This is a genomic window from Thalassotalea sp. SU-HH00458 (assembly GCF_040362795.1).
Taxonomy (GTDB): domain Bacteria; phylum Pseudomonadota; class Gammaproteobacteria; order Enterobacterales; family Alteromonadaceae; genus Thalassotalea_H; species Thalassotalea_H castellviae.
Map to the genome: position 1 here is coordinate 261,729 of NZ_BAABWW010000005.1, position 13,221 is coordinate 274,949.

At 37.3% G+C, this 13,221-nt stretch carries 15 protein-coding genes; 10 read left to right on the forward strand and 5 right to left on the reverse strand.

Features of this window, described 5'->3' with window-relative positions:
- The 7 genes from rpmJ (at position 1) to ABXH06_RS10050 (ending at position 4,193) form a co-directional block, all read left to right on the forward strand.
- Positions 1–114 carry a 50S ribosomal protein L36 gene (gene rpmJ, locus ABXH06_RS10020; RefSeq protein ID WP_068545060.1) on the forward strand — a complete coding sequence of 38 codons (114 nt, stop codon included), beginning with the start codon at positions 1–3 and terminating at the stop codon, positions 112–114.
- Positions 115–244: 130 nt separating this feature from the next.
- The gene (gene rpsM, locus ABXH06_RS10025; RefSeq protein ID WP_303455101.1) at positions 245–601 is read left to right on the forward strand and encodes a 30S ribosomal protein S13; all 357 of its coding nucleotides are present in this window, start codon (positions 245–247) and stop codon (positions 599–601) included.
- 13 nt (positions 602–614) lie between these two features.
- Complete coding sequence (gene rpsK / locus ABXH06_RS10030) at positions 615–1,004, forward strand: 30S ribosomal protein S11 (RefSeq protein ID WP_076420861.1); 390 nt, start codon at positions 615–617, stop codon at positions 1,002–1,004.
- Positions 1,005–1,037: 33 nt separating this feature from the next.
- Positions 1,038–1,658 (forward strand): 30S ribosomal protein S4, encoded by a 621-nt coding sequence (rpsD, locus tag ABXH06_RS10035; RefSeq protein WP_303455111.1) that lies wholly within the window; start codon positions 1,038–1,040, stop codon positions 1,656–1,658.
- 25 nt (positions 1,659–1,683) lie between these two features.
- Entirely contained in the window at positions 1,684–2,673 is a 990-nt protein-coding gene (locus ABXH06_RS10040; RefSeq protein WP_303455114.1) for a DNA-directed RNA polymerase subunit alpha, read from the forward strand.
- A 41-nt stretch (positions 2,674–2,714) separates the two neighbouring features.
- A complete protein-coding gene (gene rplQ, locus ABXH06_RS10045) occupies positions 2,715–3,122 on the forward strand; it encodes a 50S ribosomal protein L17 (protein WP_303455115.1) in 408 nt (135 codons plus the stop codon).
- Between the two features lie 171 nt (positions 3,123–3,293).
- Positions 3,294–4,193 (forward strand): phosphoribulokinase, encoded by a 900-nt coding sequence (locus ABXH06_RS10050; protein ID WP_311581338.1) that lies wholly within the window; start codon positions 3,294–3,296, stop codon positions 4,191–4,193.
- Between the two features lie 32 nt (positions 4,194–4,225).
- Here ABXH06_RS10050 and ABXH06_RS10055 read toward each other — a convergent pair whose 3' ends face one another.
- On the reverse strand, positions 4,226–4,630 hold the full coding sequence (locus tag ABXH06_RS10055) for an OsmC family protein (RefSeq protein WP_311581335.1): 405 nt from the start codon (positions 4,628–4,630) through the stop codon (positions 4,226–4,228).
- 67 nt (positions 4,631–4,697) lie between these two features.
- A complete protein-coding gene (locus ABXH06_RS10060) occupies positions 4,698–5,051 on the reverse strand; it encodes a DUF3802 family protein (RefSeq protein ID WP_311581331.1) in 354 nt (117 codons plus the stop codon).
- A 443-nt stretch (positions 5,052–5,494) separates the two neighbouring features.
- Between ABXH06_RS10060 and ABXH06_RS10065 the strand changes: the two genes are divergently transcribed.
- Positions 5,495–8,446 carry a TonB-dependent receptor gene (locus ABXH06_RS10065; RefSeq protein WP_311581328.1) on the forward strand — a complete coding sequence of 984 codons (2,952 nt, stop codon included), beginning with the start codon at positions 5,495–5,497 and terminating at the stop codon, positions 8,444–8,446.
- Positions 8,447–8,644: 198 nt separating this feature from the next.
- A complete protein-coding gene (locus ABXH06_RS10070; protein ID WP_353518124.1) occupies positions 8,645–9,136 on the forward strand; it encodes a DUF3016 domain-containing protein in 492 nt (163 codons plus the stop codon).
- 70 nt (positions 9,137–9,206) lie between these two features.
- Here ABXH06_RS10070 and ABXH06_RS10075 read toward each other — a convergent pair whose 3' ends face one another.
- The 3 genes from ABXH06_RS10075 to ABXH06_RS10085 all read right to left on the reverse strand — a co-directional run bounded on the left by ABXH06_RS10075 (position 9,207) and on the right by ABXH06_RS10085 (position 12,076).
- A complete protein-coding gene (locus tag ABXH06_RS10075) occupies positions 9,207–10,634 on the reverse strand; it encodes a tetratricopeptide repeat-containing sulfotransferase family protein (RefSeq protein WP_353518126.1) in 1,428 nt (475 codons plus the stop codon).
- Positions 10,635–10,801: 167 nt separating this feature from the next.
- A complete protein-coding gene (hslO, locus tag ABXH06_RS10080) occupies positions 10,802–11,665 on the reverse strand; it encodes an Hsp33 family molecular chaperone HslO (protein ID WP_311581318.1) in 864 nt (287 codons plus the stop codon).
- A 3-nt stretch (positions 11,666–11,668) separates the two neighbouring features.
- The gene (locus ABXH06_RS10085) at positions 11,669–12,076 is read right to left on the reverse strand and encodes an RNA-binding S4 domain-containing protein (protein WP_311581315.1); all 408 of its coding nucleotides are present in this window, start codon (positions 12,074–12,076) and stop codon (positions 11,669–11,671) included.
- Between the two features lie 199 nt (positions 12,077–12,275).
- Between ABXH06_RS10085 and gspC the strand changes: the two genes are divergently transcribed.
- The gene (gene gspC, locus ABXH06_RS10090; RefSeq protein ID WP_311581312.1) at positions 12,276–13,202 is read left to right on the forward strand and encodes a type II secretion system protein GspC; all 927 of its coding nucleotides are present in this window, start codon (positions 12,276–12,278) and stop codon (positions 13,200–13,202) included.
- Positions 13,203–13,221: the final 19 nt, after the last annotated feature.

The following is a 13,221-nucleotide window of genomic DNA, read 5'->3' on the forward strand; positions in this document are numbered from 1 at the left end:
ATGAAAGTTCGTGCATCCGTAAAAAAGATTTGCCGTAACTGTAAAGTTGTTAAACGTGCTGGTGTTGTTCGCGTAATTTGCGTTGAACCAAAGCATAAGCAACGTCAAGGCTAAATCTTTAGCAGTAGCATTATGCAGATAACTCTGTATAATGCCGCTTCGATTTACAAAATAAGTCGCTGGTTGAGTATCCTAACGGGCTTTTCAACCGGTTAATTTTAATCTTTAAATAGGAGATGTGTTAGTGGCCCGTATCGCTGGCATTAACATCCCTGATCGTAAACATGCAGTAATCGCCATTACTGCGATTTACGGTATTGGTCAAACTCGTGCAAAAGCTATTTGTGCGGCGGCTGGTATCGATGAATCTACGAAGATCAGTGAATTAGACGAAGCAAAAATTGATTTGCTTCGCGCAGAAGTGGATAAATACACCGTAGAAGGTGATTTACGCCGTGAAGTTTCAATGAACATTAAACGTCTTATGGATTTAGGTTGTTTCCGTGGTATTCGCCACCGTCGCAGTCTTCCTCTACGTGGTCAACGCACTAAAACAAATGCGCGTACCCGTAAAGGTCCTCGTAAGCCAATTAAGAAGTAAGAGGAACTAGACAATGGCTAAAACACCTGTACGTACGCGTAAACGCGTAAAAAAACAAGTTGCTGATGGCATGGCTCATATCCATGCTTCTTTCAACAACACAATCGTAACTCTTACAGACCGTCAAGGTAATGCATTATCTTGGGCGACTGCTGGTGGTTCTGGTTTCCGTGGTTCACGTAAATCAACTCCATTTGCTGCGCAAGTAGCTGCAGATCGTGCTGGTAAAGCTGCACAAGAGTTTGGCTTGAAGAATATTGAAGTGTTCGTTAAAGGTCCGGGTCCAGGTCGTGAATCTGCTATCCGTGCTTTAAATGCTGCTGGTTTTAAAATCACCAACATTACTGACGTTACACCGATTCCTCATAATGGTTGTCGTCCTCCTAAGAAACGTCGCGTTTAATCGCTCATTTTTTAGGATAGTTGGAGAAAGAAAATGGCTAGATATTTAGGTCCAAAGTTAAAGCTTAGCCGCCGCGAAGGAACTGATTTGTTCCTTAAAAGTGGTGTTAGAGCTATTGACACTAAATGTAAATTCGAAATGATCCCAGGTCAGCACGGCGCACGTCGCGGTCGTTTATCTGATTATGGTGTTCAACTTCGTGAAAAACAAAAAGTTCGTCGTATTTATGGCGTACTAGAGAAGCAATTCCGTAACTACTATAAAGAAGCTGCGCGTCTAAAAGGTAATACAGGTGAAAACTTGTTACAACTTTTAGAAAAACGTTTAGATAACGTTGTATACCGCATGGGCTTTGCAAGTACTCGCGCTGAAGCACGTCAACTTGTAAGTCACAAAGCTATCGTAGTGAATGGAAGTGTTGTTAATATTCCATCTTTCACTGTTAAAGCTGAAGATGTAGTTTCTGTTCGTGAAAAGTCTAAAACTCAAGCGCGTATTATTGCTGCTTTAGAATTGGCTGAACAACGTGAGAAGCCTGTCTGGGTTGAAGTAGATAACAAGAAGCTAGAAGGTGTTTTTAAACGCGTTCCAGATCGTTCAGACTTATCTGCCGAAATTAATGAACAGTTGATAGTTGAACTTTACTCTAAGTAAAGTCGCACTTTAAGAGAGGACATATATGCAGGGTTCTGTAACCGAATTTCTTAGACCACGCTTGGTTGATATTGAAACTGTTAGCACTACACGCGCTAAAGTAACTTTAGAGCCATTGGAACGTGGTTTTGGTCACACTTTAGGTAATGCCTTACGTCGTATACTTTTATCTTCAATGCCAGGTTGTGCTGTAACTGAAGTAGAAATTGATGGTGTATTACATGAGTACAGTAGTAAAGAAGGTGTTCAAGAAGACATCATCGAAATACTGTTAAACCTTAAAGGATTAGCAATTGGTTTAGAAGGCAAAAATGAAGCAGTTCTTACCTTAACTAAGTCAGGTGAAGGCCCTGTAACGGCAGCTGATATTCAGCATGATGGAGATGTAGAAATTGCAAATCCAGAACATGTGATTTGTCACCTTACCGGTGATGGCTCTATCAGTATGCGCATTAAAGTTGAAATGGGGCGTGGTTACGTTCCTGCTTCAACTCGTCGTGATGCCGAGGAAGAAGATCGTGCAATTGGACGTTTGTTAGTTGATGCATCTTTCAGTCCTGTAGTTAGAATTGCTTATGATGTTGATTCTGCACGTGTTGAACAACGTACAGATTTGGATAAATTGGTTCTTGATATGGAAACTAACGGTACGTTAGATCCTGAGGAAGCTATCCGTCGCGCTTCAACTATTTTAGCTGAACAGCTAGATGCGTTTGTTGAGTTACGTGATATTACTCAAGAAGAACCTAAAGAGGAAAAACCTCTGTTTGATCCGATATTGTTACGCCCAGTTGATGATCTTGAACTTACTGTTCGATCTGCTAACTGTTTAAAAGCAGAAGCAATACAATATATTGGTGATTTAGTACAACGTGCTGAAGTAGAGCTTCTTAAAACACCTAATTTAGGTAAGAAGTCTCTAACGGAAATCAAAGACGTGTTAGCGTCTCGTGGTTTATCTTTAGGTATGCGCCTTGAAAATTGGCCACCTGAAAGCATAGCTGATAACGACTAAGTCGATCATCGTTTTTTAATAGTTGAGAGAAGGATTAACTTATGCGCCATCGTAAAAGCGGTCGCCAGTTAAACCGTAATAGCAGTCATCGCCAGGCGATGTTCCGCAATATGGCAAGTTCTTTAGTTAAACACGGCGTTATCAAAACGACTGTTGCTAAAGCTAAAGAATTACGTCGCGTTGTAGAGCCATTAATTACTATGGCTAAGACCGACAGTGTAGCAAACCGCCGTTTGGCATTTGCCCGCACACGTGATCAAGAAGTAGTAGGTATTTTATTTAACGAACTTGGTGAACGTTACCAAGAACGCCCAGGTGGTTACACTCGCATTTTAAAATGCGGTTACCGTACTGGTGATAAAGCGCCTATGGCTTACGTTGAACTTGTAGACCGTCCAGCAGTTGAAGAAGTTGCTGAAGAAGTTGAAGAAGTTAGCGAAGAAGCTTAATTACTCAATGTAGTTAAGTGAATTATTTAAAACGGAGCTTTTGCTCCGTTTTTTATTGCCTAAATTTAATCGCTAACCTATTTTTCAAATCATGATGAAGACAAACTTTCTTGACCTACCTTGATATTATTCGTATAACATTAACCCCGATAATCATAGGCTTGATTTTTTATGTCGTCTCGAAATCCTATAATAGCTGTCACAGGTTCATCTGGTGCAGGTACGTCAACAACAACTGAGTCTTTTGAACATATATTTCGTTCTTTGGGGATTGTGTCTGCAAAAGTCGAAGGAGACAGTTTTCATCGTTATTCTCGCCAAGAAATGGATCTTGAAAAAAGAAAGGCTAGAGAAGATAAACGAAACATTAGTTATTTTGGTGACGAAGCCAATGACTTTGATGCACTAGAAAGGTTATTTAGAGATTACTCAGAAACCGGTAAAGGTAAAATGCGCCGTTATCTGCATACCTTTGATGAAGCAGTACCCTATAATCAGATGCCAGGTACCTTTACTCCTTGGGAGAGCTTAGGCGAAGGTACAGACCTATTATTTTATGAAGGCCTGCATGGCGGAGTTGTCACTGAGAAAAATGATGTCTCTCAGCATGTAGATTTACTCATTGGTATGGTGCCTATTGTAAACCTTGAATGGATCCAAAAAATAATTCGAGACACAAACCAACGTGGGCATAGTCGTGAAGCGGTAACAGCAAGTATTGTCAGAAGTATGGAAGATTATATTTCTTTTATTACCCCACAGTTTTCACGTACACATATAAATTTTCAACGTGTTCCAACGGTAGATACTTCGAACCCTTTTAGTGCTAAAGCAATTCCGACACTTGATGAAAGCTTTGTTGTGATCCGCTGCCGCGATGGCAATCACATTGATTTTCCGTACTTTCTCAGCATGATCGATGGTGCTTTTATGTCAAGAATGAATACGTTAGTGGTGCCAGGCGGCAAAATGGGTTTGGCGATGGAGTTAATCCTAACACCATTGATCCGAGAAATTATGCAAAAAAAGCATGAAGCCAATAAACAACTTGACTGGATGAGTGATCTCTAAGTATCACTTACTCCAGCTAGTTGTTTAAAGCATTAACATTCAATAATCGAAAAGTCGTGAGTAATATTAACGGATTTGTTAAGCATCAAGGCAACGGAGCAATACTTATCGGCAGAAAGACTAATTGCTTTCTTAACATGTTTTTCTTCCACGTTTGTTCCTGAAATAACGAAATGTAAATGAATATCAGAAAATAACTTGGGCACAGAATCTACTCTTGTTCCGCTGATCTCGACTTTACAATCGCTTACGTTTTGACGTGTTTTCTTTAAAATACTGATCACATCCACAGATGAGCAGCCACCCAATGAAATTAAGACATTTTCTAATGGACTAGGCGCTAAACTACCTGCATTAGCATCTAAAACGATAGTGTGGCCACTTTCTGAAATACCTGCGAACATTTCATCGCCAATCCATTTTACTTGAGCTTTCATAACTTTCCCCCTAAAAAAATCAGGATGATAACGGAACAAATAGAGATAAACTAGAGGTAAAGGGAAATTACTCAGTAGTGCCAGCGTGGACTTCGGTGTCAAACAGGTTTTTTATTAATAGGGCAAATTCTTTTAAAAAGGTTTTTTGTTGTTCAGTGACTGGGTTATTAATAACGCCAGAGAGGATTTCCTCTAAATCATAAACGATGGCGTCTACTTCGCGGATAATAATATTACGTTGATTAAATGATAATTGCTCATTTTGATTACAAACCATGATGATTTGTTCACTAAGCTCCTGTTCAATAACAGCCATCACTGAGTCATTTGATGAATTAGTGACACTACTATTTTCAAATAAACTCAAATGTTCAGTGAGATATTCAATAACATGTACATATCCATCAGTGTCGATGACCATAGTTTACTCTTCAAAATTTAGCAGTAAGTTAATATTACTCTGTCTAGACAAAAACAATCAAGTATTGCGTATTAAGTGTAGAAGTTTCATCAGGCTATCACTTAACTAAGTTGGTGATAAAAAACAACCGCAATATAATGTTTCACGATGAAACATTTTGACGGTATGAATTTAAACGAAATAACAATAAAACGTTGGCAAGTGTACGGTTTTTTATACAAAAGATTTTAATCATTTGGAAAGCAATATAATTTTATCTTTAAATTCAATCTATTACTTTATTTTGTGTTTTCAGGAAATATTAATAGTTTGTAAATAAAACGACTTGAATATATTTTCACATAAGGCATTATTAAGAGGTCATGTTACGTTTTGTAACATGTAGTCATATAAATAATAATAATAATAAAAAATAAAAATTTCACTCCAGAGAGAAACATAAAATGAATAAAAATATTTCTAAATCGTTTAAACGATCTGTCACAGCTGCTGCTGTTGCCATGTCATTAGGCGTTGCAATGCCTGCTATGGCAAATGACGGCGCGATTACAGGTACTTCTGTAAACCAAGCCGGCAATGTTTTAGCTAATGTTACTGTAACTATTAAAAATTTAACCACAGGTTTAACGCGTACTGTTCAATCTGATTCGCAAGGTAATTATCGTTTTCCACTTTTACCTTCAGGTAACTATTCTTTAGAAGCGAAAAAAGATGGTTTTACTGTTTTACAGGAAAAATCATTAAGAGTTGGGCCAGCAGGTTCTACAACGGTAGATTTAACACTAGAAGCTGGTGATATTGAGCGTATCACTGTTACTGGTGCTGCAGTTTCTGCGATTGATGTCTCTTCAAGTGAGTCTCAATTAATTGTTGATGTTGAGTATTTAAACAAGGTACCAATTTCTCGTGACGTAACTTCAGTAGCAATGTTAGCGCCGGGAACTATCAAAGGTGATAGTGATTTCGGTAACTTTGCTTCTTTCGGTGGTTCATCAGTTGGTGAAAATACTTATTATGTCAATGGCATCAATACAACCAACTTCCGTAATGGTTTAGGTGGGTCTGAATTACCATTTGAAATGTACAAATCTTTTGAAGTTAAAACCGGTGGTTATTCGGCTGAATTTGGTCGCTCTACGGGTGGTGTTGTTAATGCTGTAACTAAAAGTGGTACCAATGAATTTAAATTTGGTGTAAGTGCGTATTTTGAACCAGGTTCAATGCGTGAAGAGTCGCCAGATGTTTTCAGAACAGATCAAGCCGATATAGATGCGTCTGGAACTGAGTATTATCAAGTTAATAACAAAGATAATAGAGGAAAAACTAATATTAACGTCTGGGCAAGTGGCGCGTTAATTGAAGATAAATTATTCTTTTTCGGTTTAGTGAATCAAGAAAATCGTGATAGTGACTATGCAAACAGTAGTGCTATTTATGATCGTGAAGCAAATGATACGTTATATGCTTTAAAACTTGATTGGTACATTACTGATGATCATATTTTAGAATTTACTGGTTGGGATAATACTTCTGAGCTAGAAAGCACGAAAAATTTATACAACCCAGATACAGACACTACCGGTGAGTGGTACGGTGATTATATTTTAGAGCGTGGTGGTAAAACATGGGGCTTAAAATATACCGGTATTTTAACGGATGATTTAACGGTAAGTGCGCAATATTCAATTAACGAAGCCAGTTACAGTAATTTGAACATGGGTAGTAACCCATTAGGTGATAAACCTGCAATTTATGAGCGTTTTTCAGGTCGTGAATTTGGTGCATTTGGTTTATTCACTCCGTCTGTTCAAAATGATAAACGTACTGCTTACCGTTTCGATGTTGATTGGTATGTACATGATGATCATACCTTACGTTTTGGTATCGATTATGAAGAAATGGAAGCGACCGAAGATACACAACGTGCAGGTGGTGTAGCTTATCGTTATGAAGGTTGTGATACTGATTTGTTGGATATGGGACAACTTGATTGTTCAACAGTACGTCAAGAGTTTTATATCAACCAAGGTGACTTTGAAACTAAGTCAGCTGCTTTTTACATTGAAGATACTTGGCAAGTAACAGAAGATATCGTTGCGCGTATTGGTTTACGTAATGAGTCTTTTGAAAACTACAACAAAGCTGGTGATAAGTTTGTTGATGTTCAAGATCAATGGGCACCACGCGTTGGTTTAAGCTGGGATATTAACGGTGATGGTGAAAGTAAGGTATTTGCTAACTACGGTCGTTATTTCTTACCAGTAGCAACTAATACAAACGTACGTTTAGCGGGTGATGAATTATATACACGTCAGTTTTTTGCTGTTGAAAGCATTGACGCTAACTTTATTCCACAACTAGGCGAAGCACTTACTGGTGTTACAACTTATGGTGACGGTACTCTTAAGAATACGGCAGAGACAGTAAATGCTGATCTTGACCCTATGTATCAAGATGAATTTATTTTAGGCTACCAACGCTTATTAGGTGATTCTTGGAGCTTTGGTATCAAGGCAACTTACCGCGACTTAGGTAGTTCTTTAGAAGATATCGCGATTGATGCCGGTTTTGATGCCATGCTAGATGGTGGTTGTACATTATGTAGTGGTTTCCATTATTATGTATTAACCAATCCAGGTGAAGATGTAACAATTACTACTGACCCTGATGGTGATGGTCCTTTAGCAAATCAAGCCTATACTATTACCGCTGATCAATTAGGATACCCTGCAGCAGAACGTTCTTATGGCTCTGTAGATGTTACCTTTGATCGTGCTTGGGAAGACGATTGGATGTTTGGCTTTACTTATACGTGGGCACATAGCTGGGGCAACAATGAAGGTTTCGTGCGTTCAGATAATGACCAAAACGATTCTGGTTTAACAACAAACTTTGACCAACCGGGCTTAACCGATGGTGCAAGTGGTAACTTACCAAATGATCGTCGTCATTCATTCAAAATTAACGGTGCTTACCAAGTTATTGAAAACTTAACAGTAGGGGCTAACTTTAACTGGACTGAAGGTCGTCCACTGAACTCATTTGGCTTCCATCCAACAGATGCATTTGCTTCGCTATATCAAGCAGCATCATTTGTTAAAGATGGCCAATTAGTGCAACGTGGTTCTGAAGGGCGCACAGCCAATACATGGCAATTAGATTTATCTGCATCTTATGATTATTACTGGGATGACAGTAAAATTACTTTCCGTGCAGATGTATTTAACGTCACTAATAATGATAAAGCTACACAGATGAATGAAGTTAACGAGCGTTACGCTGGTTGGGATGCTGAATTAGGCGGCTATGATGGTGGACCTAATCCAACTTACGGTTTACCAACTGACTTCCAAACACCACGTTATTTCCGTTTCAGTGTTAATGCTGAATTCTAATATCGTGTAAAAAGTAAGATTGTTGATAAAACCCTAGAGTAATCTAGGGTTTTTTTTGACAAAATTTTACATGAACCCGCTAAAATGATTCGTTGTGACGAATTTCTTCACTTAATTAGTTATAAAACAATAAATAGGTGTGGTTTGCTTCTCGGATCTTACCAAGCTATATTAATTGAAAATGAATAAGGATTTCAGATGATGTTTAGCAAAATTATTTTAACGTTAAGTTGCTTAATGGTATTAACAGCCCATGCAGGGACAAGTCAGGTTACTTGGCAATCGCCAGAAAAATACGCAGATATATATGCATCTTTTGAAAATAAAAAGACTTTCCAAAGTGATTTGTTTGCCGTTTTCGAGAATCATTTTGAAGATTTAGCGGCACAATTACCCGATGGATATAGTCTTTATATTAAGGTCAAAAATTTAGATTTAGCAGGTGCGGTTTCATTTGCTAATAGTCGAAAAATAAGAGTCGTTGATGATTCAACGCCACCTCGTATCGAGTTTGATTTTCAAGTGATGGATAACAGTAATAAAATATTAATTTCTCGAGGCGTGTATTTATGGCCTAAACACTTTAAATTTCAACGCTCATTACATGCAAACAAACTTTATTATCATGAGTTAAATTTGATCAAAGGGTGGTTTGACAATACTTTTGCACCCGTACTAGCGAAAAATTAATCCGTGTTAAAAATAGACTATAAAAAACGCAGCACAGGCTGCGTTTTTTTGATAATCATTACTGACCATTTCACAATAATTGAAACTTTTCTTTAATAAATTCAGAAGCTTTAATTGAGCTTTTGTTTAGTTTATTTCTTACTTGTCCAACACTTGCTGTTTGAACTGGATGATTATTCTTATAAAAACTTAACATTTCATCTTGATAGTCAATACCAATATGTTGGCAACATTTACTGATAACGTCCTCTGGGTTTTCTATCAATGCTTCGTAGCTTATTTGACAAAGCTTATCATTAAACAGCGACTGCCAATGTCTTGTTAACGCTTTTTCTGAAGAGAAAAACGTTTTGATATGTTCGAGGTTAAAACTCCAAGCAAGACCTTGGCTGAAAAATGTTCTAAAGCATGACCAAGCATTGGCTGTTTCATCGCGTGTGATTTGAATAAATGTAGCCTTTGGATAGATATGTTGTAATAAACCGACATGATGGTTAATGTTCATGGATTTATCAATGATGAAATTTTCATCTCCGTACCTTTGTCGAGAGAGGTTGTCATATTCAAGTTCGATATCCGCTAATATTTTTTCATTATTATCTAGCTTATTGAGACGATTAAGCGCATTTGCGCCAAAAGGAGCCATTGCTAAAGCTAAGTTGTTTGATTCTCCGCCTGATTGAATTTGACTATGTGACGTTAATATTTGTTGTATTAACGTGGTACCGCTTCGAGGTAATCCAACAATAAAAATGTATTTGCGTTCAGAGCTATGTTTAGGGGTAGGTAAACTATTGAAATAATCTTCATTTTGATGGTTGATAATATCATTAACATTTTGTCGATAAGCAATATCGTTAAAATTAAATTTAGCCTGCATAAGCTGACAACCAATGTTGAATTTGCTTAATGCTTGTTCTTCATCGCCAATATCAAGTAATGCTTTACCATAGGCAAACCAATAAGGTATTTGATTTTGTTGATCATTACCTTGTCGCATCTTACTTTCGATGGCGATTAAAGTTTCAAATTCAGGACTGTTTTTAGTGAAGGTTATTAGCGCCGATAATGTTAACCATGAAATACCTAATAAAGGATTTTTCTTTAACGTGATATGTAAATGTTTAATGGCGTTTTCCATTTCTCCCACTTGGCTAAATACAGTGCCGAGAAAATGATGAATAGCGATTGACTGAGTTGAATCTTTGATTGGTGATATTAACGCGATAGCTTGTTGAATTTTTCCCGCTTCCGCGTAAATACTGGCTACTTGTAATAATCTATTTTCGTCTTTGGGTGAGATTTTTAGATAATTATCAGCACATGTTATCGCTAAATCAACTTCGCCAACCGAAAGTGCAATGCGTGTTAATCCTCCCCATAAATTTTCTAGCGGTGCTTGTTGTTTAATAAGATCAGCTAACTTGCTCATGGCTGTTTTTTTGTTATTGTTTTTAATATCTGCTAACACTTGGTTAGCTAAAGCTTTATGATCCAAAGGGAATTACTCAATAAAATATGATGGCTATAGAGTATTATAAAAGGTCAAATATGTAGAGGAATTATTTGGAAAATTCGTGCCTGAAATAACGAGAAAATTGTTATGAAAGTCATAAAAAAAGGCGCAATCTTGCGCCTTAATATTAAATCCTATCAATGGTAAATTTAATGTTTCACATCATTGATTAAATGCGTTAATTGTTTTTCATAAAAAGCATAGGTTGTTAAACAATAATCGCATGTCATGCTTATGCAGCCTTGCTCTTCTAATATGCTTTTTATTTCAGTTGCTTGGATTTGCGATATAGCATTCATACATTTTTCTTCTGAACAACTACATTGATACTCAACAACTTGCGGATCAAATAACCTAACTTTCTCTTGGTTATATAAGCGAAATAACAGTGTTTCTGCATCAAGTGTAAAGATTTCTTCCGCTTTTAGCGTATGCGTAAGTTGACACAAGTGCTCAAAATCATTTTGTTGTTTTTCTTTATCATCACCATCAGGAAGTAATTGCACTAAACTGCCTGCCACTTGCTGTGTCTCATCATTATGAAAAAGCCAAATCATGGTAGGTATTTGTTCAGATACCTTAAAGTAATGCGATAAACAATCTGCGATAGTTGACTGCTCAAGCGCAACAACGCCTTGATAAGCTTCGCCTTTTTCAGGGTGAATGGTAATGACCATGGTGCCTTTACCAATTAAGTTTTGTAAACCTTCGGCAGTTGTATCTTCTTTTAACTTGGCAATGCCACGCATTTTTTGATTATGTCCGCCATTAACAGCTAGATACCCTATTGGTCCATCTCCTTGTAATTGAACGGAAATTTCACCTTCTAATTTTAAGGTTGCAGTCAATAAACACGTGGCGGCAACTAACTCACCTAATAATTGGCGTACCCCTAAAGGGTAATCATGGTTAGCAATGATTTGCTGATAGGTATCTGAAAGTTGAACGAGTTCGCCTCGTACGTGAAGGTCATCAAATAAATAACGATGTAAAATATCAGGTTGTGAGTTCAAACCTTAAATCCTTTCTTTAAATTGTCTAATTTTCCGACGTTGTTTTTTATCGGGTTTAGTGTCCGAAGCTGGACTGAGCAAAATACCTTGTTTGCGAGCTAAGGCATTTTTCTCGCGAGTTTCTTTGCTTCTTGGTGTTTCTAAATAGAGTGTTTGGGCAAATGTCGCATCTTTTCTTTTATCGGCAAGGGCAATGATTGTTACTTCTTTTTCTTCAAAGCCTTGGCGAACTTTTATTACATCGCCAATCGCAACAGATTTACCTGATTTGCTCCGTTGACCATTATAGAAAACTTTACCACCGTCGATCATTTGCTTAGCTATGGCGCGAGTTTTATAAAAACGCGCCGCCCAAAGCCATTTATCAAGTCGTGTTGAGGTATTTTTTGTTAATTCTTTACCTTGTGTCATCGTCTTGTTATATACCGTGTGCATAATATCGCGAAAGTTACCATAGCTTGGTATTTTACACCATGAAAAAGACTACTTTGTAAATATTAGTTAAATTTTTGGTAGATTTCTTGTTGCTTAAGCTTAGCTCAAGTATCATCGGGAGAATAATAACAGTTAAAATGAATTCATTATCATCAAAATGCAGTTTCCATCGAGTATGACAGAGCTTTCCGAGCAACTACAAAAATTGCCTCAACAGAATATTGCCAAAGTAATTTCTGCTTTGTTACTTTGTTATATTGCTTATTTATTAGCGCAATTTACTTGGTTAGTCGCAGCAGACAATAAAATAGCATCACCTATTATCGCCAAATACAATACATCGGCAAATGATAATAGCCATGATGTGAACGTGAGTGTAATTAGTCAGCTCAATTTATTTGGCAAATACTCTGAACAAAAAACTATTGAAGAAGTCAAAGTTCAAGATGCACCTGAAACAAAATTGAGATTAACCTTAACAGGCACAGTTGCCAGTGATGATGTTACAATTGCCGCTGCCATTATCGAAAATAATGGCAAACAAGAAACTTATGGTATTGGAGATAAAATTACTGGTACGCGAGCGGTACTTGATAGTGTGGCAACAGATAGAGTGTTAATTAAGCAATCAGGACGCCTTGAAACCTTAATGCTTGATGGTTTTGATTATAATAAACGACAAACACATTCAGTGAATAGGACAAGTGAGAGAAAACCCAGTAGAGGAATTGTTAAACCATCCCCTTCGAACGGCCCACAAGTACTTGATCAACGCGATAATAAAATACTTAGTCGCACAGCAATGCAGCTTAAAAGTGACATTAATAATGACCCAGGTAAGATAACGGATTATTTAAAAATTATCCCGAAAAGGGAAAATGGCGATATTATTGGTTATCAATTAATGCCGGGTAAAGCCCCTGAGTTTTTTCAATCTTCAGGGTTGAAATCAGGTGATGTTGCGGTTCAAATGAACGGTTTAGATCTGACAATACCGAGTGAAGCCGCTCAGGCTTTACAGGCTTTGAAAGAAGAACAAGAAATATCATTACTGGTTGATCGTAGTGGTGAAATGACCGAAATACTGTTTAGTATTCAATAGTCATAAATTTAATATATAA